Annotated in this window: 23 protein-coding genes and 1 pseudogene; 11 read left to right on the top strand and 13 right to left on the bottom strand. The window is 63.8% G+C overall.

The features are described 5' to 3' along the window. Positions 1-23: 23 nt before the first annotated feature. Genes NCR38_RS23065 through NCR38_RS23040 form a run of 6 tightly spaced genes read right to left on the bottom strand, consistent with a single transcriptional unit; the run spans position 24 to position 6,048 of the window. The gene (locus tag NCR38_RS23065) at positions 24-1,316 is read right to left on the bottom strand and encodes a cytochrome c (protein ID WP_086960849.1); all 1,293 of its coding nucleotides are present in this window, start codon (positions 1,314-1,316) and stop codon (positions 24-26) included. Next, positions 1,313-2,227 carry a cytochrome c oxidase assembly protein gene (locus NCR38_RS23060; protein ID WP_061117056.1) on the bottom strand — a complete coding sequence of 305 codons (915 nt, stop codon included), beginning with the start codon at positions 2,225-2,227 and terminating at the stop codon, positions 1,313-1,315. The genes NCR38_RS23065 and NCR38_RS23060 overlap by 4 nt, the downstream gene beginning before the upstream one ends. After that, positions 2,206-2,541 carry a hypothetical protein gene (locus tag NCR38_RS23055; protein ID WP_061117055.1) on the bottom strand — a complete coding sequence of 112 codons (336 nt, stop codon included), beginning with the start codon at positions 2,539-2,541 and terminating at the stop codon, positions 2,206-2,208. The genes NCR38_RS23060 and NCR38_RS23055 overlap by 22 nt, the downstream gene beginning before the upstream one ends. After that, positions 2,538-3,164, bottom strand: a complete 627-nt coding sequence (locus tag NCR38_RS23050; RefSeq protein WP_061117054.1) for a cytochrome c oxidase subunit 3 — start codon at positions 3,162-3,164, stop codon at positions 2,538-2,540. The genes NCR38_RS23055 and NCR38_RS23050 overlap by 4 nt, the downstream gene beginning before the upstream one ends. Further along, the gene (gene ctaD / locus NCR38_RS23045; protein WP_061117053.1) at positions 3,161-5,095 is read right to left on the bottom strand and encodes a cytochrome c oxidase subunit I; all 1,935 of its coding nucleotides are present in this window, start codon (positions 5,093-5,095) and stop codon (positions 3,161-3,163) included. Before ctaD ends, NCR38_RS23050 begins: the two co-directional genes overlap by 4 nt. Next, a complete protein-coding gene (locus NCR38_RS23040) occupies positions 5,092-6,048 on the bottom strand; it encodes a cytochrome c oxidase subunit II (RefSeq protein WP_061117052.1) in 957 nt (318 codons plus the stop codon). The genes ctaD and NCR38_RS23040 overlap by 4 nt, the downstream gene beginning before the upstream one ends. Before the next feature lie 137 nt (positions 6,049-6,185). Between NCR38_RS23040 and NCR38_RS23035 the strand changes: the two genes are divergently transcribed. Beyond that, the gene (locus NCR38_RS23035; RefSeq protein ID WP_061117051.1) at positions 6,186-8,507 is read left to right on the top strand and encodes an FdhF/YdeP family oxidoreductase; all 2,322 of its coding nucleotides are present in this window, start codon (positions 6,186-6,188) and stop codon (positions 8,505-8,507) included. A gap of 1 nt (position 8,508) precedes the next feature. Here the strand turns inward: NCR38_RS23035 and NCR38_RS23030 are convergent, their stop codons facing one another. Next, positions 8,509-9,093 carry a hemerythrin domain-containing protein gene (locus tag NCR38_RS23030; RefSeq protein WP_086960847.1) on the bottom strand — a complete coding sequence of 195 codons (585 nt, stop codon included), beginning with the start codon at positions 9,091-9,093 and terminating at the stop codon, positions 8,509-8,511. Positions 9,094-9,289: 196 nt separating this feature from the next. On the opposite strand from NCR38_RS23030, the gene NCR38_RS23025 reads away from it, so the two are divergent. Continuing rightward, complete coding sequence (locus tag NCR38_RS23025; RefSeq protein ID WP_061117049.1) at positions 9,290-9,724, top strand: DUF3597 domain-containing protein; 435 nt, start codon at positions 9,290-9,292, stop codon at positions 9,722-9,724. Positions 9,725-9,794: 70 nt separating this feature from the next. On the opposite strand, the gene NCR38_RS23020 is transcribed toward NCR38_RS23025, so the two are convergent. Next, positions 9,795-10,664, bottom strand: coding sequence for a manganese catalase family protein (locus NCR38_RS23020; protein ID WP_061117048.1), 870 nt, complete (start codon positions 10,662-10,664; stop codon positions 9,795-9,797). Positions 10,665-11,061: 397 nt separating this feature from the next. Here NCR38_RS23020 and NCR38_RS23015 point away from each other — a divergent pair, with 397 nt between their 5' ends. After that, complete coding sequence (locus tag NCR38_RS23015) at positions 11,062-11,436, top strand: phage holin family protein (protein WP_061117047.1); 375 nt, start codon at positions 11,062-11,064, stop codon at positions 11,434-11,436. After that, entirely contained in the window at positions 11,433-11,732 is a 300-nt protein-coding gene (locus NCR38_RS23010) for a hypothetical protein (protein WP_250477672.1), read from the top strand. The genes NCR38_RS23015 and NCR38_RS23010 overlap by 4 nt, the downstream gene beginning before the upstream one ends. Positions 11,733-11,790: 58 nt before the next feature. Here the strand turns inward: NCR38_RS23010 and NCR38_RS23005 are convergent, their stop codons facing one another. The 3 genes and pseudogenes from NCR38_RS23005 to NCR38_RS22995 form a co-directional block, all read right to left on the bottom strand. Then, positions 11,791-12,333, bottom strand: coding sequence for a hemerythrin domain-containing protein (locus tag NCR38_RS23005; protein ID WP_250477671.1), 543 nt, complete (start codon positions 12,331-12,333; stop codon positions 11,791-11,793). A gap of 181 nt (positions 12,334-12,514) precedes the next feature. Beyond that, positions 12,515-12,613: pseudogene (locus tag NCR38_RS23000) on the bottom strand (manganese catalase family protein); the annotation flags it as partial. Then, on the bottom strand, positions 12,613-13,206 hold the full coding sequence (locus NCR38_RS22995) for a TetR/AcrR family transcriptional regulator (RefSeq protein ID WP_061117045.1): 594 nt from the start codon (positions 13,204-13,206) through the stop codon (positions 12,613-12,615). The gene NCR38_RS22995 and the pseudogene NCR38_RS23000, both read right to left, overlap by 1 nt. 344 nt (positions 13,207-13,550) lie before the next feature. On the opposite strand from NCR38_RS22995, the gene NCR38_RS22990 reads away from it, so the two are divergent. The 7 genes from NCR38_RS22990 to NCR38_RS22960 all read left to right on the top strand — a co-directional run bounded on the left by NCR38_RS22990 (position 13,551) and on the right by NCR38_RS22960 (position 20,825). After that, positions 13,551-14,306, top strand: a complete 756-nt coding sequence (locus NCR38_RS22990) for an enoyl-CoA hydratase/isomerase family protein (RefSeq protein WP_061117044.1) — start codon at positions 13,551-13,553, stop codon at positions 14,304-14,306. Positions 14,307-14,421: 115 nt separating this feature from the next. Beyond that, complete coding sequence (locus NCR38_RS22985) at positions 14,422-15,762, top strand: MFS transporter (protein WP_061117043.1); 1,341 nt, start codon at positions 14,422-14,424, stop codon at positions 15,760-15,762. A 45-nt stretch (positions 15,763-15,807) separates the two neighbouring features. Beyond that, positions 15,808-17,412, top strand: coding sequence for an acyl CoA:acetate/3-ketoacid CoA transferase (locus NCR38_RS22980; RefSeq protein ID WP_061117042.1), 1,605 nt, complete (start codon positions 15,808-15,810; stop codon positions 17,410-17,412). Further along, positions 17,409-18,269 carry a shikimate dehydrogenase gene (locus NCR38_RS22975; protein WP_061117041.1) on the top strand — a complete coding sequence of 287 codons (861 nt, stop codon included), beginning with the start codon at positions 17,409-17,411 and terminating at the stop codon, positions 18,267-18,269. The genes NCR38_RS22980 and NCR38_RS22975 overlap by 4 nt, the downstream gene beginning before the upstream one ends. Before the next feature lie 16 nt (positions 18,270-18,285). Further along, complete coding sequence (locus NCR38_RS22970) at positions 18,286-19,443, top strand: dihydrodipicolinate synthase family protein (protein ID WP_061117040.1); 1,158 nt, start codon at positions 18,286-18,288, stop codon at positions 19,441-19,443. A gap of 20 nt (positions 19,444-19,463) precedes the next feature. Continuing rightward, positions 19,464-20,303 carry a sugar phosphate isomerase/epimerase gene (locus NCR38_RS22965; RefSeq protein ID WP_061117039.1) on the top strand — a complete coding sequence of 280 codons (840 nt, stop codon included), beginning with the start codon at positions 19,464-19,466 and terminating at the stop codon, positions 20,301-20,303. A 33-nt stretch (positions 20,304-20,336) separates the two neighbouring features. Beyond that, on the top strand, positions 20,337-20,825 hold the full coding sequence (locus tag NCR38_RS22960; protein ID WP_061117038.1) for a MaoC/PaaZ C-terminal domain-containing protein: 489 nt from the start codon (positions 20,337-20,339) through the stop codon (positions 20,823-20,825). A gap of 12 nt (positions 20,826-20,837) precedes the next feature. On the opposite strand, the gene NCR38_RS22955 is transcribed toward NCR38_RS22960, so the two are convergent. Further along, positions 20,838-22,070, bottom strand: a complete 1,233-nt coding sequence (locus tag NCR38_RS22955) for an FAD-binding oxidoreductase (protein ID WP_061117037.1) — start codon at positions 22,068-22,070, stop codon at positions 20,838-20,840. 60 nt (positions 22,071-22,130) lie between these two features. Further along, positions 22,131-22,262: a hypothetical protein gene (locus NCR38_RS34195; RefSeq protein WP_284502358.1), complete on the bottom strand. Its 132-nt coding sequence runs from the start codon at positions 22,260-22,262 to the stop codon at positions 22,131-22,133. Positions 22,263-22,266 lie beyond the last annotated feature (4 nt).

Raw genomic sequence — 22,266 nt, 5'->3', positions numbered from 1 at the left:
ACGCCGCCCGATGATTGCCTGCGTTATTTGTGCAACTTGCTGCGCATCGAGGCGACGTCATTCGTCGTAACGGGGCGCGCGTCGTTGCCCCACGATGCACGCACGTAGGTCAGCACTTGCGCGATCTGCACGTCGGTCAGGCGGCCGGCGAAGGCGGGCATCGGCTGGCGCGGCGGACCGTGGATCGTCGCCGGGCTGTTACCGCCTTCGACGACGAGCCGTATCAGCGAAGTCGTGTCCTCACTGAGGACCGAGGGATTGCCCGCGAGCGAAGGGAACGCTTTCGGGACGCCTTTGCCGTCATCGCGATGGCATTGCGCGCAGAAACCCGCGTATACTGCGGCGCCTTGCTCGGGCGGGACATCGGGTGCGCGCGTCTTGAGACGGCCCCTCGCTGCGAGCGCGGGATCATATGCGCCATCTGCGGCGCCCGTCGCGGGCAGGCTCTTGAGATAGACGGCGATCGCGCGCAAGTCGTCATCGCTGAGATATTGCAGGCTGTCTTCCACCGTCTGGACCATGCTTCCATACGCGACGATGCCCGCGCCGTGGCCGGTCCCGAGAAACGCGGCGATATCCTCCGCGGACAGGCGCCCGAGCCCCGAGCCCATGTCCGCGCGCAGGTTCGGCGCAAACCAGTTGTCATTGATGCCGCCCGACAGATACGTCTTCGATGACTCGTCATAGCCCCGTTCCTGATAGGCGATACCGCGCGGCGTATGACACGACCCGCAGTGTCCGAGCGACTGCACCAGATACGCCCCGCGATTCCATGACGCATCCCGCGCGGCGTTCGGCTCGAACGTGTCCTTCGGCGCGAACGCCATCCGCCACACGCGCAGCGCCCAGCGCTGATTGAACGGAAACGGCACCTTGCTTTCCGGCGGCCGATACCTAATGGGCGGCACGCCGTGCATCATGTAGGCGTAGAGCGCACGCATGTCGGCGTCGGTGATCTTGACGAAGGCGGGATAGGGCATCGCGGGATACAGTCCCTTGCCGCCGCGCGCGACGCCTTCCCGCAGCGCCTTCGCGAAATCCTCATAGCTATAAGCACCGATGCCCGTCTCGCGATCCGGGGTGATGTTGCTGCTTACGATAGTGCCGAACGGCGAGGTCATTTCGAGCCCGCCCGCATAGGGCGCGCCGTCCGGCGTCGCAGTATGGCAGCCCGCGCAGTCGGCCGCTTTCGCGAGATACGCGCCGCGCGCGATTAAGTCGGGCGATGGCGCCGCATCGTTTGCCATGACCGCAACAGGCGATAGCAGCGCGAGCATGGCGAAGTGCGCAAGCGCACGCATGGATTTCATCGTCATCGCGCGCCGCTCCCGATGCGTGGCGGCCGCCGCGCGAGCCAGCGGGCGCCGACGAGCAGTGCGCCCACCAGATACGCGAGCCCGCCCGGCACCCACATCACGAGGCCGCCGAGTTGCTGATCCTGAAGCGGATCGAAGCCGAGCGCGAGCGTCGTCTCGATGCACGACGGATACCAGACGCCCGGCGCGAGCGTGAGCAGTGCGCCGAGCGCGCCGGTATGGACCATCGTCGTGAAGAGCGAAAGCATCGCGTGTGCATTGGGCGCGCCATGCGCCTCCGATGCGCGGCCGAACACCGACCACCAGAAAAGCAGCGCGCTCGCGAGAAAGCTCGCATGCTGAAGCGTGTGGATGCCGGGGCGCGCGAGCGCCGCTTCGAAAAAGCGCGGCGCATGCCAGCACCAGAGCGCTGCGGCGTGCAGGGTCCAGGCGACGGCGGGCAGCGTGAGCAAGCGCCATGGATGTCTGATCCAGCGCGAGCGCGTCGCCACGCCGATGCGCGTTCGCGCATTCGCAGGAAAAGCCCAAAGCCACACCGCGAGCGGCCGGCCGATCACGAGAAGCGGCGCGGCCACGAGCATCAGAAGCTCGTGCTGAAGCATATGCGCCGAGAAAAGCCAGTCGCTCAGCGCATGCAGCGGCGATACGAGCGCACCGACGAGCGTGAGCCAGCCCGCTAAAAACGCAAGGAGTCTGCCGGTGCGTTGCGAGCGACCTTGCGCGCCTCGCGTGCGCAGCCTCAGGTATCCGGCGATGTAGAGCGCCGCGCTTAGCACCAGCACGCCGACGACCCACGGCTCGAACGTCCACGCGAGCGGCGAAGCGTCCGTCGTCACGCCATGGGCATGGACATCGGCGCATGCGGCGAGGGCGCAAGGCAGCGCGCGTTTCAACAGGCGGACAGTAGCCATTGCGGTATCGAAATCGCGATCACGGACAAGACCGACAGCGCGCCCACGCCCGCCGCCACCGCCGCGATGAATCCTGCGCGCGCGGGACGATCGCCGGCATCGGGCGTCGGCAGGCCGAGCGTGCGCCGCGCGTCGCGCCAGCGCTGCCACGCGAGGAGCGTCGCGGCGACGCAGACGAGCAGGCTCGCGCCGCTCACGCCGTCGAGCAAGGCATGGCCGCCCAGGCGGCACGCGGGCGTCACCAGCGCGTAGTTCACGCTGAGGCATCCGAGCACGATCGAAGGCGCGCCGAGCAGCGCAAGCCAGGTTTTCATAAGCGAGCGGCCCAATAGATCACGGCGTAGATCGGCAGCCAGGTCAACACGACGAAGTACCAATAGAGCGCGTTCTCGCTGACATCGACGAGACGTTTGCCTTCGAATGGCCCCGTGAAAAGCAGCACGGTGAGCACGGCGGTATCGATGGTGTCGGTGATCAGGTGCGTCGTATGCAGCCCGAGCAGCAGCCAGACGACGGAGCCATACGCATTGGCGTACCAGCTCACGTTCAGCGAGGCGAACTCGAACCCGCGTATCACGAGAAACGCGAGCGATGCCACAAGGCAAACGACGAGCCATATCGCAGCCTTGCGGCGCTCGCCACGTTCCGCAGCGTTTTTTGCAAGCTGATTCGGCCACAGGCTCGCGATCAGCACAGCCGTATTGAGTGAGCCCCAGAGCAGGCCGGGCGCATCGGCGGCCATTGGCCAGGCCGGGGCGCGCGTGCGCAGATAGAAGTACATGATGACTGCGATCGCGAAGACCGTGCCTTCGATCAGCATCAGGCCCGTCGTGCTCCACCACATCAGGCTGCGATGGCTGAACGCGAAGGTCGGCAGCGTACGCACGTCGAGCACGAGATCGCTCGTGTCGATATCGTCGGGGCGAGTGTGATTCATGGACTTTGCTCCCGCTCGAGCGCCACGCGGTTCTCGCTGCGGCTCGGCCAGAACCAGAGGATCATGGCGACCGCGACCGGCAGCGACGCCCACACGATCGCCCACGGCGTATAGATCGAGCCGATGAAGAGCACGGTCGTCGCGACGGCGCTGACGAATGGCCAGATCGACGGCCTCGGAAACAGCGGCCGATGATCGGGCTGCGCATCGAGCACGCTCGTCACGAGCACTTCGCGCGCATCGGCGGCGAGGCCCGCGACGAACCTCGGTTGCGCGGAAGGCTCCCACAGCGGATCGCGGCCATGCACGACGGGAATCGCATCGAAGTTATGGGGCGGCGGCGGAGACGGCACGCTCCATTCGAGCGTGCCCGCGCCCCAAGGATCGGCCCTCGCCGGCACTTGACTGCGCGCGCTCTGCACGACATTGACGATGAAAAGCAGCACGCTCAACGCGATCACATATGCGCCGATGGTCGCCGTCATGTTCATGGCGTCCCAGCCGAGCCCGTGCGGATAAGTCCACACGCGCCGCGGCATGCCTTCGAGGCCGAGCAGATGCATCGGAAAGAACGTTACGTTGAAGCCGATGAAGAACAGCCAGAACTGCCATTTGCCGAGCCGCTCGCCGAGCATGCGGCCCGCGAACTTCGGGAACCAGTAATAGAACGCGCCGAACAACGGAAACACGGCGCCGCCCAGCAACACATAATGCAGATGCGCGACGACGAAGTACGTGTCATGCACCTGCAGGTCGAGCGGCACGGATGCCACCATAATGCCGGTCATCCCGCCCATCACGAGGATGAAGAAGAATGCGAGCACGAAGAGCAACGGCACGCGCAGATTGAGCTTTCCTGTCCACAGTGTGCCGATCCAGCAAAAGATCTGAATGGCCGATGGAATCGCGATCATCAGGCTCGCGGCGGTGAAGAAGCTCTTGCCCAGCTCCGGGATGTTGGTCGCGAACATGTGGTGCACCCACAGTCCGAACGCAAGAAACGCAGTGGCTATGAGTGACAGCACCATCGCGGGATAGCCGAACATCGGGCGGCGCGCGAAAGTCGGAATGATCGACGAGATGAAGCCGAGCGGCGGAATGAAGATCAGATAGACCTCGGGATGACCGAAGAACCAGAAAAGGTGTTGCCACAAGAGCACGTCGCCGCCCTTGGCCGGGTTATAGAAATGCGTGCCGACGAGGCGGTCGAGAATCAGCGCGGTGCTGCACAACATGACAGCAGGCATCGCGAAGATGACCATGAACTGCGTGACGAGCGTGGCCCACACGAACAGCGGCATGCGGTTAAGCGACATGCCGGGCGCGCGCAGCTTGAAGATCGTCGTGATGAGCACGACCGCTTCGAGCAGGCCCGACAACTCGGTGAACGTGATCATCTGCGCCCAGATATCGGCGCCCTTGTTCGGCGAGTAATCGGGACCGGCAAGCGGCACATAGCTGAACCAGCCCGCGTTCGGCGCGGTGTTCACGGCGAGCGACGCGAAGAGCAGCAGCCCGCCGAACAGAAAAACCCAGTAGGCATAGGCGTTCACGCGCGGAAAGGCGATGCTGCGCGCGCCGATCATCAGCGGCACGAGGAATGTGGCGACCGCCTGCATCACGGGCACGGCGAAGAGGAACATCATCGTCGTGCCGTGCATCGTGAAGAGTTCGTTATAGAGATTCGGCCCGATCAGGCGCTGATCGGCACGCGCGAGCTGCGCGCGCATGACGAGCGCGAGCAGTCCCGCAAGCAGGAAGAACACAAATGTCGTGACGATGAAGCGCCTTGCGATCGTCTTGTGATTGACCGCGCACAACATGCCGATGAACCCGGGCGGGTCGCTCCACGTCGCCGCGAGCGCCGCGCGCACTTCGGGCGATGCGTGCGGGCCGTCGACGAGACTGGGGGCGTTCGGCTCGTTGCTCATTTGAGCGTCTCCATCCACGTGAGCAGCGCATTCAGGTCGGCGGGCGGCAGGCGCGTGGGCGGCATGACCGTGCCGGGCTTGAGCGCGCGCGGATCGACTATCCATCCAGTCAGGTTGTCGCGATTGTTCGCCAGCGTGCCGGCGGCGAGCGTCCGGCGGCTCGCGATGTGCGTAAGATCCGGGCCGAGCGTGCCTTGCGCTCCGCTGCCGCGGACGGTGTGACAGCGCGCGCAATCCTGGCTCATGAACACGTCGCGGCCACGCACGGCGATTTCGTCCGAAGGCGTTTGCGCAGCCTTGCGCTGTTGCGCGGCCCATGCTTCGTACTGCGCGGGTGGATCGGCTGTGATCGAGAAGGCCATCAGCGCGTGTTCGTAGCCGCAGAACTCGGCGCATTGCCCGCGATAAACGCCTGCTTTATCGGCGCGGAATTCGATGGTCGCATCGCGCCCGGGAATCATGTCCCTCTTGCCGTGCAGGTTCGGCACCCAGAACGTGTGGATGACATCGGCGGCCTTTAACGATACGACGACTGGCCGCCCGACCGGGACGTGCAGCTCGTTTGCGAGCACGAAACCGGGCGCCTCGCCATCGGGAAGATAGCGCGCCTGCCACCACCATTGATAACCCGTCATCTCTATACGCAGCGCGTTGTCGACCGGAAGGCGCGAGAGCGCTCGATCCGTAAGTACGTCCGCGAGCACCAGCCCGAAGAGGAGAAATGTGGAAACGGCTGTCGAAGCGACGACCCAGAAGCGCACCTGCGGCTCGCGGCGGCCGATGGCGGACAGGTCCGCAGGCGTCGCGTGATCGGCACGTGGCGCGCGGATCATTGCGATCAGGCAGGCGAGCAGGATCGCTGCGAAAACGATGCAGCAGACGGCCAGTGTCAGATGCCAAAGATCTAGGATACGGCTGGCCTGAATGCCTGCCGGGCTCAGTGCGCTCTGCATGATCGCTCGCTGGACAGAAGGCGGACGTTCAGACTAGGGAGCAATCGCTGTGCCACGAAAGCGAAGGCTATCGGAAAGGGAATGCGGTTTGCTTGAGCCTCGCATAGAAGCATTAAGACGACGCTCGAGGCAAAGACATGGCCGAATCAGACAATGCCGCTCGCAAGAACGGCGCATACCCGTATTCGTCGGGCGGATGGGGATCGCTCAGGGCGGTCACGGGTGCGCTCATTCACGAGAAGGTGCCGCTCAAACTCAGCACTGTGCTGCTCAAGCAGAACAAGCCCGAAGGCTTCGCGTGCGTGAGCTGCTCATGGGCGAAGCCGGCCGATCCGCACACGTTCGAGTTCTGCGAAAGCGGCGCGAAGGCGACTGCGTGGGATCTCACGGCGAAGCGCATGACGCCGCAGTTCTTCGAGCTTCACACCGTCGCGGAGCTGTGCGCGTGGCATGACCACGATCTCGAAGACGCAGGACGTCTGACCGCGCCATTGCGCTATTACGCCACTACGGACAAGTACGTGAGCGTCACCTGGGAAGAAGCGTTCGAGGATATCGGCCGCGAGTTGCGCGCGTTCGATCCGAAGGGCGTCGCGTTCTATGCGTCGGGGCGCGCATCGCTGGAAACGTCGTACATGTACCAGCTTTTCGCACGCATGTACGGCACCAACAATCTGCCGGACAGCTCGAACATGTGTCACGAAAGCACGAGCGTCGGACTGAAGGAAGCCATTGGCGTGGGCGTCGGCACGGTTACGCTCGACGACTTCGAGAAGACCGATCTCATGTTCTTTTTCGGGCAGAACGTCGGGACCAATAGCCCGCGCATGCTGCATCAGCTTCAAGACGCCAGAAAACGCGGCGTGCCGATCATCACGTTCAACCCGTTGCGCGAGCCGGGCCTTTTGAAGTTCGCCAATCCGCAATCGCCGCTCGAGATGATGACGCCTGCGCATACGCAGATCAGCACGCAATACCATCAGGTGAAGACGGGCGGCGACACGGCGGCGTTGCTGGGCATCTGCAAGACCGTCATCGATGCCGACGATCGCGCGAAGGAACGCGGCGAGCCGCGCGTGCTCGATGTCGATTTCATCGATACGCACACCGTGGGGTTCGAAGCCTTCGCGGACTATGTGCGCGCCGCGTCGTGGAGCGAGATCGAGCGCGTGGCGGGACTGCCGCGTGCGGACCTCGAAGCCGCGGCCGCGGAATACATGCGTGCGAACGCGGTGATGGCGCACTACGGCATGGGGATCACGCAACACAGAGAGGGCGTGCAGAACGTGCGCATGCTGTGCAATCTCCTGTTTTTGCGCGGCAACATCGGCAAGCCGGGCGCGGGGCCGTCGCCGGTGCGCGGACATTCGAACGTGCAGGGGCAACGCACAGTGGGCATTACCGAGAAGCCAGAACTCGCGCCGCTCGACAAGCTCGCAAGCCAGTTCGGATTCGAGCCGCCGCGCGAGAAGGGCATGAACATCGTTGAAACTTTCGAGGCGATGCTCGACGGCAAAGTCAGCGCGATCATCAATCTCGGCGGCAATCTCGTGCGTTCGGTTCCGGACCGCATGCGGATCGAACCGGCCTGGCGCAACCTGAAGCTCACGGTCAATGTTGCGACGAAACTGAATCGAAGTCATCTCGTGCACGGCGAGAAGTCGTACATCTTGCCTTGCCTGAGCCGCATCGAAATCGACACGCAGGCAAGCGGGGCGCAGGCCGTGTCGATGGAAGACAGCACTGGCTGCATTCATGGCTCGCGCGGTGTGGCAGAACCTGCATCGCACGATGCGCGCTCGGAGCCGTATATCGTCGCGGAACTGGCAAAGCACACGCTCGGCGCACGCTCGACCGTGGACTGGGACCGGTGGCGCAACGACTATGCGCTGGTGCGCGACGAGATCGCGAAGACCTATCCCGAGACCTTTCACGACTTCAACGAAAGAATGTGGACGCCGGGTGGCTTCCCGCGCGATCTGCCGGCGCGCGAACGCAAGTGGAAGACGAAGAGCGGCAAGGCGGAGTTCTTCGTGCCCGAGACTCTTATCGAAGATCCCGACATGCCCGAGCGCGAGCCGCAATCGTTGCGTCTCATGACGCTGCGCAGCGACAGCCAGTTCAACACGACGATCTATAGTCTCGACGACCGATTTCGCGGCATCCGCGGCGAGCGCATGGTGATCTTCATGTGCGAGGCCGACATGACGCGCCACGGGCTCAAGAAAGACGACCGCGTGACGTTGCGCACGATTTCCGACGATGGTTTCGAGCGACGCGTCGCAGGCTTGCGCATACAGCCCTACGACATACCGCAGGGATGCATCGCGGGTTATTACCCGGAGTGCAACCCGCTGCTGCCGCTATGGCATCACGCGAAGGAAAGCAAAGTGCCGGCGGCCAAGTCGATTCCGGTGTTGATCGTCGAGGTCAACGGCACGCCGCGAAGCGTGACGTGAATCACGCATCACGTGCGATGCGGCGCGCGCCTGCGGGCCGCAGACAACGCGCGATAGCGAGCGCGCCCAGCGAGATGACGGCAAGCGACGCGAGCGGAAACGTGCCGGCCGTATTCGCCGCGATCGCAGACGGATGATGTTGAGCGACGAGTTGCATGCGGCGCTTCGTCATGCGCATGCCGAGTTCGGATAGCTGTGACGCGAGCGCGCGCTCGGCGGTCGGCAGCAAGACAGTTTCTTCGTCCGCGACGTGATGCATCACTTCGCGCATGAGCTGCATGAAGCGCGCATCGTACGCGGCGTCTTGCGGACCCATTGCACGCAGCTTGGCGATCTCTTCCCTCATCGCGTCGTGCTCGGGCTTGCTCTTCGTGAGACGCTCGTCGCCGGCCATGACCTCGCTGAGCGCGGGATAGAAGATTTCTTCTTCCAGTTGTGCATGAATTTCCAGTGCCGTGCAGGCAAGCTCGACGATGGCGCGTTTTCTCCACCAAGGCGTTTGCGCGTGATAGCGATGAAAGGCCGCCATCACGTGCGTGTGATCCATGCGGATCATGGTCGTGATGGAAGGGGAACAGGATGACATGTCCACGATGACTCCTCGCCGCATTGCGGGGCTACTTTATTGTGGGGAATTCGCGCTACCGTGCTTTTACGGCACGACACTCATACAGCAAGCGTTATTCCGCGTCGGATTATCGCTGCGTCGAATGACGGATGTGTCGGCAGCGCTGCGGCATGACACTTGCACGTACCGAGGGCTCACTTCCAAAGGAGACGTCATGAGTATCTTTTCCAATATCCTGAACAAGATCTTTCACCACGACAGCGCGCCCGCCAACGCGAGCCCAGCCGCCGGACAGCCGGCCGCGCCGGCCGCGCCGGCTTCATCAACGCCCGCTGCCGCGCCTGGTTCCGCGCCTGCGCAGTCCGCGCCGACGCAGGCCGCCGCGCCTATGCAGGAAGTCGATGTCGAAGCGGTGCTGACCAAGATGCAGGCAAGTCACGGCGAACGACTCAACTGGCGAACGTCGATCGTCGATCTGATGAAGCTGCTCGGCCTCGACAGCAGCCTGTCTGCGCGCAAGGAACTCGCGGCGGAATTGCATTACACGGGAAATACGGAGGACTCGGCCGCGATGAATATATGGCTTCACAAGCAGGTCATGCAGAAGCTCGCGGAAAACGGCGGCAAAGTACCTGATGATTTGAAGTAACAGTCCCGCATCGCGGCGATGGCAAACCGAACGATGGTTCGCCATCGCCGCGCAAGGCGCGGGTCGCGCGTCAGCTCGCCTTGCCTGCGCCGAGATCCGCGCCCGTTGTCGGATCGCTCGACGGATCGGATGCGGTGCGCGAGACCATCGCCTGGAGCGTCTCTACGTCCTGCTCCGATACGCTCACCGTCGCGGTGCCGTCGCCGCCATCCACGGCCGGCTGCGGATCTTCGACGAACTTCCAGTCGCCGCCTTCATTCCACGGACCGCGTGCATCGCCGTCCTTCGACATGTTGAAGTAGACGCTCGTGAACTCCGGATTGCCCGGCAACTTGCCTTGCGGGAAGTTTGGCTGAATGGCGTGCAAGGCCTTCTCGAACGACTTCTGATGTGCGATCTCGCGCGTCATCAGAAAGCCGAGCGCGTCCCTGATGCCGGGATCGTCGGTCACATTGATGAGACGCTCATAGACGATCTTCGCGCGGGCCTCGGCCGCGATGTTCGAGCGCAGATCGGCGGTCGGTTCACCGATGGTGTCGATGTAGGCTGCGGTCCACGGCACGCCCGCGGAGTTGGTGAGCGCGGGGCCGCCGCCGTAAAGCAGCGCGGTGGTGTGCGAGTCGTTGCCGCCGCCCGTGAGTGACCGGTACAACTCCGCTTCCGATTCCACCGCTTCCGCGAGCTGACCCTTCGCGCCCTTGTTCAGCATCGCGACGATGGAGCCGATCACTTCGAGATGGCTCAACTCCTCGGTGGCGATATCGAAAAGCAGGTCCTTGCGGCCCGGATCGTCTTCCGCAACTGCCTGAGTGAAATAACGACAGGCCGCGGCGAGTTCGCCTTGCGGGCCGCCGAACTGTTCCAGCATGAGATTGGCGAGGCCGGGATTCGGACCGGCGACGCGCACGGTGTATTGCAGGCGCTTGTTATGAACAAACATGATGACGTTTCCTTGTGTAAGGCGAGCGGGGTCCCTGCCTTGAACCAGCGCTCGTCTGGGTTGCACATGTCGTTGGGCTCGCAGCGACTGAGAGGAGCGGGATTACGTCACTTGCAGTCTGGTACCGCGAGTCTCAGCGCGAGGTCTTGCGCTGGCGAAGACGCGGCCTGAATCGACCACGTCGTGGATAAAGTGCTAAAGGGCCAAAAAAATCGTCGACGAAAAGCGAGGTCGGCGCATCACATTTCAGCAACGGCTGTGCCACCGATTCTCATTTCGGCCGCAGCTCTCGGGCCAATGCGTTCACGTTGCGCGGGTGGGTATCGCAGGCATGCGCGGTGCTCCAGGTGGTGACAGGACACTCCGTCTCGACTGAAACCTCGCTGGAGCAGCAACGATGACAATCCAGAGAAAGATCGCCAACTGGCGCAGGATCGGCCACTTCTGCACGAGACGCCTCGTCGACTATGGCGAGCTGATTCCGATCGAACTCGCTGAAACCAAGAAGCGCGTATTGCACGAAGTGGTCGCGCTCGTGGCGCTCACGATCGGTGCGCTGTTCACGTTGTCTTTCGTGTCGATCGCCGTAATCGTGACCGCGGCGAGCACGCCGTATCTCGTGCTGACGGCGTGGTGCGTCGCGGGCGCCTGGTTCGCGGTTGCGGTGATCGCCGTCATTGTGATGATGTCGCGCAAGCCGGCGCAGCCGTTTCAAATGCTGCGCGAACAATTGCAACGCGACGCGGATGCCATCAGGGAGGCAGCGCAATGAAGCATGCCGAAGCTCAGGGAGCCGTGCTCGCGCGCATGGCGGAATCGCGCGCGGAGCTGATTGCCGCGCACACTGCGGACGGACCCTTGCGTGTCACGCGCGTTCCGCGTGCGCTGCCGACGACGCGCCCCGTGCCGTGGTTTCTGCGCTCTCCCAACGCCGAGTTGATTGCACTCGCGCTCGTCGGCATCGCCATTCTCGGTGTGCGCCGAACGGTGCAGACGGCGGTCGGCGCGGGATTGAGCGCATCGACACATCGTGCGTTCTCCGATGTGCTCGACGCGCTGCGCGGATGACCAGCGGATGCGCGCGCCCAACGTCGGGCGCGCCGCTTCTTCTTTATATTGGCCAGAATCAATGCAGGCGCATCGTGTTATCGCCAGCATCTTTCGGGATCTTCGCCTCCAGCTTTCCCTTGCGCTGAATCAGCTTCTTGCCGAGCGCACCGAGATCGGCGCCGGACTTTCGCAGCTTGGGAAACAAGTCTGACTCTTCTTCTTCGATGTGATGACGCACCATCTCGCTCATCACCTTGAAGGTGGCATCGAAACCGGGTTCGCCTGCTTTGAGCTTCGTGAATTTGTCGATCAGCACCTTCACGAGAAAGTGTTCGACATAGGCTTCCTCGACATCGGGGCGGTCGTCTTCTTCTAGCGCTTCCTGCGCTGCGGGATAAAGCAGTTCTTCCTCGATCATCGCGTGAACCGTGAGCTCTTCACAGGCGCGTCGCACGAGTGTGGACTTGGCATCCAGATCGTCCTTCTGGGTTTTCTCGAACGCATCGAACAGCTTTTCGACGGCGCGATGATCATCCGTCAGCAATTGAATGGCATCCTGACTTTGCGTGACGGCGGAAGTCGCGGCAGTCGTGTCCTGGGTGGGGGTCGGGCGGGGCATCGTGTTCTCCATTTCGGATTGTCAGGTGTCACGATGTAGAGCAAAGCGCGGACCCGATCAGCGGAACGCGTTCAATCAGGTTCATCCTTGTTCGATACTGTGAGTGAACTCGATTAATCCGATGACAAGAAAGTCGAGAGTCGTGTCAACCTTCCGATCATACGCGGTTGTTATGCAACTCCTGCGGACCGCCGAATTGCTCGAGCCGCAGATTCGCCAGACCCGGATTGGGAGCGGCGACGCGGACTGTGTACTGCAGATGCTTGCTATGCCCGAACATTACTTCGTGTATTTCGCGAGGACGACGCGCGAGAACGAGTTCATGAACTGCTCGACACGCTCGAAGCCGCCCGCGTCCTGTGCGAACACCGACAGGCTGTCGATCAGATGCGTGAGCAGGAAGATCAGGTCTTCCTTGGGCGTGTCGCGCTTAAGCTCGCCGCTGCGGCTCGCATGCGCTACCGCGAACTCCACCGCGCCGTGGATTTCGGTAGTGAAGCCCGCGAGCGCGGCGCGCGCTTCGTCGGTGAGGACGTCGCTTTCGAGGCGCAGCCGGCCGATCAGGCTCCACGGCTTGCGCGTCTTGCCGTTGGGGTTGTACTTGCGAAAGAGATTGCGGTTGAAGGCGATTTCCGCCTGCACCTTTTCCTGCAAGGACATGGTTTCGTCGAGCCAGATATTCTTCTGACCTTCCGTTGCGCCTGCCACGTAATCCTTCACCACCTCCTCGACGAGACTGTTCTTGTTGCCGAAGTGATAGTGGATGTTGGTCGTCGTGATGCCGAGCTCCTTCGCGATCACGCCGAACGTCGTCTTGTGATAACCGTGCGCGATCAGAAGCCGTTTGGCCACGTCCTTGATGCTGTCGTACATGGACGACCGCTGCCGGGTAGCTGGAGCCGTCTTGTCGGTTCTTGCGGTCTTCTCGGTCTGACTCAAGGTTTTCCCTCGGTGAGGATCGGTGTGGTGACTAAGCCTCATACGGGGCGAAGCAACGGCTGATTTTACACGACCCCTATCGGCCGGCCGCGTTCCTCCGTGTGCTTCGAGCGTCTTCGCATCCACTGTGTAGCCTCCATTTCTCCGTCCTCGAAATTCCCGTTGCGCGACGTTCGGGATAGATGTTAATGTCCGCTCAAGCTACTTACTAGTAAGTAAGTATAAGGGAAAACGCAAAGGGACATGACTGCTCCGGCAGTCGGCAAAAAGGAGGCGCGATGCAGGAACAGATACTGATGCGCAAGCACGGCGCGGTGGCGGAGATCGTCATCAACCGGCCGGAAAAGATGAACGCGATCACACCCGAGATGACGCAGGCGCTCGTCGGCATCCGGCAGGACATCGAGCGCGACGAGACGGTTCACGTGGTGCTGCTGCGCGGCGAAGGCGAGCGCGCGTTCAGCGCGGGCAGCGACTTGCATTCGCTCAAGACGTACCGGACCGCGTGGGAGTTCCGCGCGCGCACCGATTACGCGATGGTCGTGCGCGATTTCAGCAAGCCCGTCGTCGCCGCATTGAAGGGCTGGGTGCTCGGAGGCGGACTGGAAATGATGCTCGGCGCCGATATCCGCGTGGCCGGCCGGAGCGCGAAGTTCGGCGCGCCCGAAGTGCTGCGCGGATGGGTGGGCGGCGGCGGCGCCTCGCAGATGCTGCCGCGTCTGGTCGGCTACGGACAGGCGATGCGCCTTCTGTTGACCGGCGACACCATCGATGCGGACGAGGCGCGCAGCATCGGCCTGGTCGAGATGGTGGTGGACGACGAGGCCGTCGTCGATCACGCCATGGCGCTGTGCCGCAAGATGGCCGGTTTCAGCCCGATCGCCACGCAGTCGGTGAAGGCGGCGGTGCGCGCGGCGCTCTCGATGAGCGTGGACGAAGGCATCCGCTACGAGAACGAGCTGACCTCGCTCTGCTTCGCCTCGGGCAATTACGAGGAGGGCGCCAACGCGTTCGGCAATCGCGGCCGGACCTGATTCACGAGATCGACACGATCGACACGATCAGCAGCGAAACCGTCAACGGATGCCGCGACCTTCAGGCGCGCGGCATCGCACACGAGATCAGACAAGAGAAGCAGGAGACAGCGCCATGCAACCAGCACTCGCGCGGGCAGACCGCAGGAACATCCGGCGCGCCGTATTCGCGTCCACGCTCGGAACCATCATCGAATGGTACGACTATGGGCTTTACGCGGCGGCATCGGGTCTCATCATCAACAAGCTGTTTTTTCCGCATTTGTCGTCGCTGGCGGGCACGCTCGCCGCGTTCGCGACGTTTGCCGTGGGCTTCATCATCCGGCCGCTGGGCGGCATCGTCATTTCCCACATCGGCGATAAATACGGCCGCAAGCCCGCGCTCGTCTTCTGCGTGACGATCATGGGCGCGGCGACCGTCGGCCTCGGTTTGTTGCCGACCTGGCAGCAGGCGGGCATCCTCGCGCCGATTCTGCTCGTGCTCCTGCGCATGATGCAGGGCTTCGGCGCGGGCGCGGAACTCGCGGGCGCGATCACGCTGATCGCCGAATACACGCCGCCGAGCCGCCGCGCATTCTTCACGTCGATTCCGAACGCCGCAACCAACTTCGGCGTGATGATCGCCATCGCCACCTTCCTGATGATTTCGTACGTGCCCGAGGACATCCTCTTCTCGTGGGTGTGGCGCGTGCCGTTCCTGCTGTCGCTCGCGCTGTTCGGCGTCGCCATCTACATCCGTTCGAAACTCGACGAGACGCCCGAATACGTAGCGGCGATGGAGAAGGCGAGCGAAAAGGCCAAGGGCGCGAAAGTGCCCGTGGCCGAACTGTTTCGCAAGAGCCGGCGCGAACTGCTGTGCGGCTTCTTCGCGATGGGCGGCCATCAGGCGCTGTCGTACGTGCTCAACACCTTCGCGCTGAGCTACATGACGAACACCGTCGGCATGGCGAAGGCGGACAGTCTGGTCGTGCTCATCATCGCGCTCGGCTTTTCGCTCTTCTGCGCGCCAGTCGGCGGCATGCTCGCGGACAAGTACGGCAGCGGCAACGTGTTCGCCGCCGGCGCGATGATCGCGCTCGCGCTCGTGTGGCCGCTCTTTCATGCGATCGATTCGAAGGACGTCGTGCTCGCCACGATCGCGATGAGCGCGGTCTACGGCATCAGCTGGGGCTGCACGTGCGGCGCGCAGGGCGCGTTCCTCTCCAACCTCTTTCCGACGCAGTACCGCTTCTCCGGCATCGCCATGTGCCGCGAGTTTTCGGGCGCGTTCATCGGCGGGCCGACGCCGTTCATCGCCACGGCGCTGGTCGCCTATGCCGACGGCAAGCCGACCTACGTGATGCTGTACCTCGCCGCGTTTTGCCTGTTCACGCTGATCGCCGCGCTGCTCGGCAAGCATCTTTCGCGTCACCGCGATGACGAGCAGGTATTTGCGGAATCGCGCTCGGCGGCGTAGCAGAGGCACGCATCGACAGACACAGAAAACACCGGAGCACAGAACATGCAAATTTTGACCGCCGACCAGGCTGCATCCCTACTGAAGGACGGCGACACGTTGATGATCGGAGGATCGGGAAGCGGACATGCCGTGCCCGAATCGCTCATCGAGGCGCTCGAGCGCCGCTTTCTCGCGCAGGGCGCGCCGCGCCGGATTACGTCCGTGCATCCGGTCGGTCTCGGCGATCGCGGCGAGCGCGGCGCATCGCGGCTCGCGCATCCTGGGCTGCTCAAGCGCGTCGTGTGCGGCACGCTGGTCGATTCGCCCCCGCTCGCGCAGATGGCGCTGAACAAGGAACTCGAAGCGTGGACGTTGCCGCAGGGCGCGCTGTCGCAACTCACGCGCGAAATGGCGGCGGGTAGGCCGGGACTCGTCAGCCACGTCGGCCTGCATACCTTCGTCGATCCGCGTAACGGCGGCGGCCTGCAAGGTGCGCCGAGCGACGACAAGCTCGTGAGCCTGATCGAAATCGAAGGGCGCGAGTGGCTGTTCTACAAGCCTTTCGAAGTCGATGTCGCGTTCCTGCGCGGCACGACGGCCGACGAAGATGGCAATGTATCGATGGAAGGCGAAGCCGTGTTCGGCGACATGCTTTCGATGGCGCAGGCGACCCGGCGCAACGGCGGCCTCGTGATCGTGCAGGTCAAGCGGCTCGCGCGGCGCGGTACGCTGCCCGCCAAGACGGTGAAGATTCCCGGCATGTTGGTGGATGCGGTGGTCGTCGAGCCGGATCAGCCGGTGACCTACCAGACCGCCTACGATCCCGCGTTCAGCGGCGAACTGCGCATTCCGCTCGGCGGTTTTCCGCGGCTGCCGCTCGACGAACGCAAGATCATCGCGCGGCGTCTCGCGATGGAACTGCGCGTCGGCGTGGTGTGCAACGTGGGTTCGGGCGTATGCACGGGCATCGGGCTCGTCGCGGCGGAAGAGGACGTGCTGCATCACATCGTTCTGACCAACGAGCAAGGGCTGATCGGCGGCGCGCCTGCCGCGGGTCTCGACGCGGGCGCGGCGCGCAACTACAGCGCCATCGTGGACATGCCGTCACAGTTCGATTTCTACGATGGCGGCGGCATCGACATCGCGTTTCTTTCGGCCGTGGAAATCGATTCGCAGGGCAGCGTGAACATCAGCCGCTTCGCGAACAAGCTGATCGGCGTGGGCGGGTTCATCAACATCAGCCAGAACGCGCGCAAGATGGTATTCGGCGGCACGTTCACGGCGGGCAGCCTGCAAGTGTCGTGCGAAGGCGGGCAGTTGCAGATTCTCAAGGAAGGCGCGCACCGCAAGTTCGTGTCGAAGCTCCAGCAGGTGTCGTACAGCGGGCCGTACGCGCAGGAACGCAATCAGACGACGCTCTTCGTCACCGAGCGCGCGGTGTTTCGCGCCATCGAGGGTGCGCTGGAACTGATCGAGATCGCGCCGGGCATCGATCTCGAACGCGACGTGCTCGCGCACATGGCGTTCAGGCCAGTCATCTCGCCCGATCTCAAGCTGATGGACGAACGCCTGTTCCGCCCCGAGCCGATAGGCCTCGATGCCGCGATGGACACGCAACCGTGGCCGCGTCATGCGCGCCTCGCTGGTTTGGCGGAGGGACAGCGGTGACGCAGCCAGCCACGCGCAGATATCGCATCGGCGGGGCGACGCGCTTGTTCGGCATTGTCGGCAATCCGGTGACGCAGGTGAAAACGCCGCAACTGATGAACGCGCTGTTCGAAGCGGGCGGCATCGATGCGGTCTGCCTGCCGTTCGATGTCCCCGTCAACGTGTTCCAGCCGGTCATGGCCGGGCTTCAGGCGCTCGGCAACGTCGACGGGCTCGTCGTCACGGTGCCGCACAAGGTGCGCGCCATGTCGATGGTCGATGAAGTCTCCGACACCGCCCGCCGTGTCGGCGCGATCAACGTCATGCGTGAGCGTCCCGACGGAAGCTGGTTCGGCGACATGTTCGACGGCACCGGCCTCGTGCTGGGCTTAAAGCGCATCGGTTTCGAGGTGCGCGGCAAGCATGTGAAGCAGCTCGGCGCGGGCGGCGCGGGCGCGGCGGTGGCGCATGCGCTGGCGGAAGCGGGCGCGGCGAGCATCGCGCTTGCCGATCCGCAGCGCGAGTTGCCCGAGCAACTGGCGGCGCGGCTGAACCGGTTCTATCCGGACTGCCCGGCGAGCGTCGATATCGATCCGGCGAATCTCGCGGGCATCGATCTGCTCGTCAACTGCTCGCCGGTCGGCATGCGGCCGGGTGACGGCATGCCCGCGGCGTTCGGCGCGTTTGCGCCGGCGCTTCAGGTGGTCGACATCATCATGACGCCCGCCGAAACCCCGCTGCTCGAACATGCGCGGCAGTGCGGCTGCCGCGCGACCAACGGCCGGCCGATGATCGAAGGGCAACTCGCGGCGTTCGCGACGTTCTTCGGCATCGAAATGCCCGCCTCGTTTTCATGTTTCTCCGACGAGCACGCCTGAGCGCGCAACCACCATCATGCAAATCGTTCTTCCGGCCGCTTCCGGCCAGTTCGACACCTACACGCTCACAGGCGATCCGATCAGCGGTGCGCCGGCGGGCGCAACGTTCAACCGCATCGCGTATTCGGCGGCGCACGTCGTCGCCGATCCGCATCGCAGCGGCGAACTGAATCAGCCCGCCGCGCTCGACTGGCCGCGCACCATCGAGTACCGGCGTTATCTGATCGGGCAGGGCCTCGGCATTGCCGAAGCGATGGACACCGCGCAGCGCGGCATGGGTCTGTCGTGGGAAATCGCGCTCGAACTCGTGCAACGCACGATGGCCGAAACGCGCGACATGCCTCAGGCGCTCATCGCGTCGGGCTGCGGCACCGACCATCTGAGCGCGCACGCGGTGACATCGTGCGATGACGTGATTCGCGCCTATGCGATGCAGCTCGACGCCATCCAGCGCACCGGCAGCCGCGTGATCCTGATGGCGAGCCGCGCGCTCGCACGCGTCGCGCGGCATCGCGACGACTATCGGCGCGTTTACCGCGAAGTGCTCGCGATGTGCGAACGGCCCGTGATCCTGCACTGGCTCGGTGACATGTTCGATCCCGAGCTGAAAGGCTACTGGGGCAGCGACAATCTCGACGAAGCCGCCGATGCCTGCCTCGCGGTGATCGCGGAGAACGCGCACAAAATCGACGGCATCAAGATTTCGCTGCTCGACGACGCGCGCGAGATCGCGTTCCGCCGCCGTCTGCCCGAAGGCGTGAAGATGTACACGGGCGACGACTTCAACTATCCGTCGCTCATCAAGGGCGACGAAGCGGGCTTCTCGCACGCGCTGCTCGGCATCTTCGATGCGATCGCGCCCGCCGCGTCGAAGGCGCTCGCCGCGCTCGCCAGCGGCGATATCGGGCGATACGAGCGCGTGCTCGAACCCACGGTCGCGCTCTCGCGGCACATCTTCCGCGCGCCGACGCAGTACTACAAGACGGGCGTCGTCTTTCTCGCGTACCTGAACGGATTCCAGCCGCACTTCTTCATGCCGGGCGGCCATCACGGCGCGCGTCCGCCGCTCTATCTCGCGGACGTGTTCCGTCTCGCCGATGCCGCCAACCTTCTGCGCGATCCGGAACTCGCGGTGCACCGGATGCGGCTCGTCATGCAGACCTTCGGCTTGTGAACGATGCAAGGGAGCGCGAGATGGATTCACTGAAACGATGCGCCATCAATACCGCGACGCTCGGGCATCGCGAATCGCTCGATGTGACGCTGGAGCGGATCGCGCGCGCGGGCTTCGGCGGCGTCGCGCCGTGGCGGCACGAGGTCGAGGCGATCGGCGCGCAAGCGGTCGCGCGCCGGCTTCGCGCGCTGCAACTCACGGTCACCGGCTATTGCCGTTCGGCGTATCTGACCGGCGCGACGCCAGCGGACCGGCGCGCGAGCATCGACGGCAATATCGCGGCGCTGCACGATGCCGCCGAGCTCGACGCGCGCTGTTTCGTGCTCGTCGTGGGCGGCGTGAATGCGAACGGCCGCGATCTGGCGGGCGCGCGCGCTCGGGTCGACGAGAGCATCGCGCGTCTGCTCGAAGAGGCGCGCAAGCTGAAGGTGCCGCTTGCCATCGAGCCTTTGCATCCGATGTACGCGGCGGACCGTTCCGTCGTCAACACGATCGGGCAGGCGCTCGCGATGTGCGAACGCATCGCGCCGGACGATCCGTCGATGCTGGGCATCGCCATCGACGTGTATCACTGCTGGTGGGACCCGCTGCTGTCGGCATCCATCGCGGCGGCGGGCCGCGCGCGGCGGATTCTCGCGTATCACGTGTGCGACTGGCACGCCGACACGAAGGACATGCTGATGGATCGCGGCATGATGGGCGATGGCGTCATCGATCTGGCGGGCTTTCGGCGCGAGATGGAAGACGCGGGCTACGCCGGCATGATGGAAGTGGAAATCTTTTCGCGCGACCGGTGGTGGAAGGTCGCGCCGGACGAAGTGCTGGCCGTATGCGCGCAGCGCCTGCAATCGGTTTGCTGACGCAACAGAGACAACAGAGACAAGAGACAGGACATGAGCCAGGCAATCAACGAAGACGCGCGCACGGGACGTCTGCTTCCGGCGGGCAAATACGACCTCAACGACATCGAACCCGGCGATCACTACGTCACCTCGGGGATGACGGTCACGGAGTCGCACGTCGTCAACTACGCGGGCGTCTCGGGCGATCTGTACGACCTGCATATGGACGATGTCGCCGCGCAGGAGGCGGGCTTTCCCGGGCGCATCGCGCATGGACTTCTGGGACTCGCGCTGGCCGACGGCCTCAAGACGCGCAGCGACGTCCGCTTCAGCGCACTCGCGACGTTGAGCTGGAACTGGGCGTTTCGCGCGCCGCTGATGATCGGCGATCGAATCCAGGTGCGTATCGAAGTCGTGGAGAAGCGCGTCACCAAACGAACCGACCGCGGCATCGCGACGTTGAGGCTGACCGTGCTGAACCAGCACGGAGCTGTGCTGCAGGACGGGCAAACGCTGTTGCTGATGGCGAATCGCGCTTAGCGCATCGCTCGATCAGAACCGGTCCGCACGAAACGGGCGAGGGTCCACGAGCGGAGTCTCGCCGGTCATCATCTCGGCGATGATGCGTCCGGTGACCGGGCCGAGCGTGAGCCCATGATGCGCATGACCGAAGGCGAACCACAGATTTGCATGGCGCGGCGCCGGGCCGATCACGGGCATCATGTCGGGCGTGCACGGTCGGCGCCCGAGCCAGGGTTGCGCATCGAGGCGCTCGCCGAGCGGAAACGTTTCGCGAGCGAAAGGCTCCACCGCCGCCAGTTGCACGGGCGTCTTCGGCGAATCCCTGAGGCCGAGCTCGACGCCTGTCGTCAAGCGGATGCCGCGTGTCATGGGCGTGATGACATAGCCGACTTCCGCATCGAGCACAGGTTGATTAAGCGTTGCACCGGGCTTCGCCGCGTAGTGCATGTGATAGCCGCGTTTGACCTCGAGCGGAAAGCGATAGCCCAGCTTCGCAATCGCATCAGTCGACCACGGTCCCAGCGCGACGACGGCCTGTTTCGCCGATACGACGCCTGATGCGGTAGTCAACCGCCATCCGGTTTCGAGCGTCGATGCATCGCCGATCAATACGGTGCCGCCAAGCGTCTCGAACAGCTTCGCATACGCCCGCACGAGGCCCGACGGATCGCTCACCGAATCTGCGGATGTGTATCGGAGAGCCGCTTTGAGTGCGCGGCCGAGCGAAGGCTCCGCGTCATGCAGGGCCTCGTAGGAAAGGGCATCGAACGGAATGCCATATTCGTCTTTCCAGCGCGAAGCCTCGTTCACGGCAATGTCGAACGCTTTGGTTGTCCGGAAAGCGTTGATCCATCCTCCGGTTCTCAGCAGCGCGTCAGCACCGGCTGCGTCGATCAGTTCCCGATGTTCGGAAACGCTATGTCCGATCAGCGCCGAATAAGCACGCGCGATCTTCGCGTGACGGTCGGGTCGGGAATGATGCCAGTAGCGAAGCAGGAACGGCAGCAGCTTCGGCATGGCGGCCGCATGGTATCTGACGTCGGTTGCGCGGTTCGACGCGTATCGCGAGATCGTGGCAAGGTCGCGCGGAAAGGCATACGGGTAGACGCCTTCTCGCTGGATGATGCCGGCATTGCCCAGCGATGTCTCGTTACCGGGCGCCTTTCGGTCGATCAGCGCGACCTTCGCTCCACGGCGCTGCAAGTGAACGGCTATCGAGGTTCCGACGATACCCGCGCCGAGCACCATTACATCAAAGTCCATATTCGCTTCCTTTAGCCATGTGGTTCCGAGCACAGCATTCCATAACGGACGATCGCAACGCTATGCACCCGCCGGCCGCGACAGTTTCACGCTCTGCAGCAGCGCCTGCAAGTCGCCGATATTGAACGGCTTGGAAAGAATCGTCACGCCGACATGTTTCGCGCGTTCGAGTTTGTCGGCATAGCCCGTCATCGAT

The organism is Caballeronia sp. INML1, from assembly GCF_023631085.1.
GTDB classification, from domain to species: Bacteria; Pseudomonadota; Gammaproteobacteria; order Burkholderiales; family Burkholderiaceae; genus Caballeronia; species Caballeronia turbans.
Note: the sequence above shows the minus strand (reverse complement) of the source record. Positions and strands in the feature narration are given on the sequence as shown.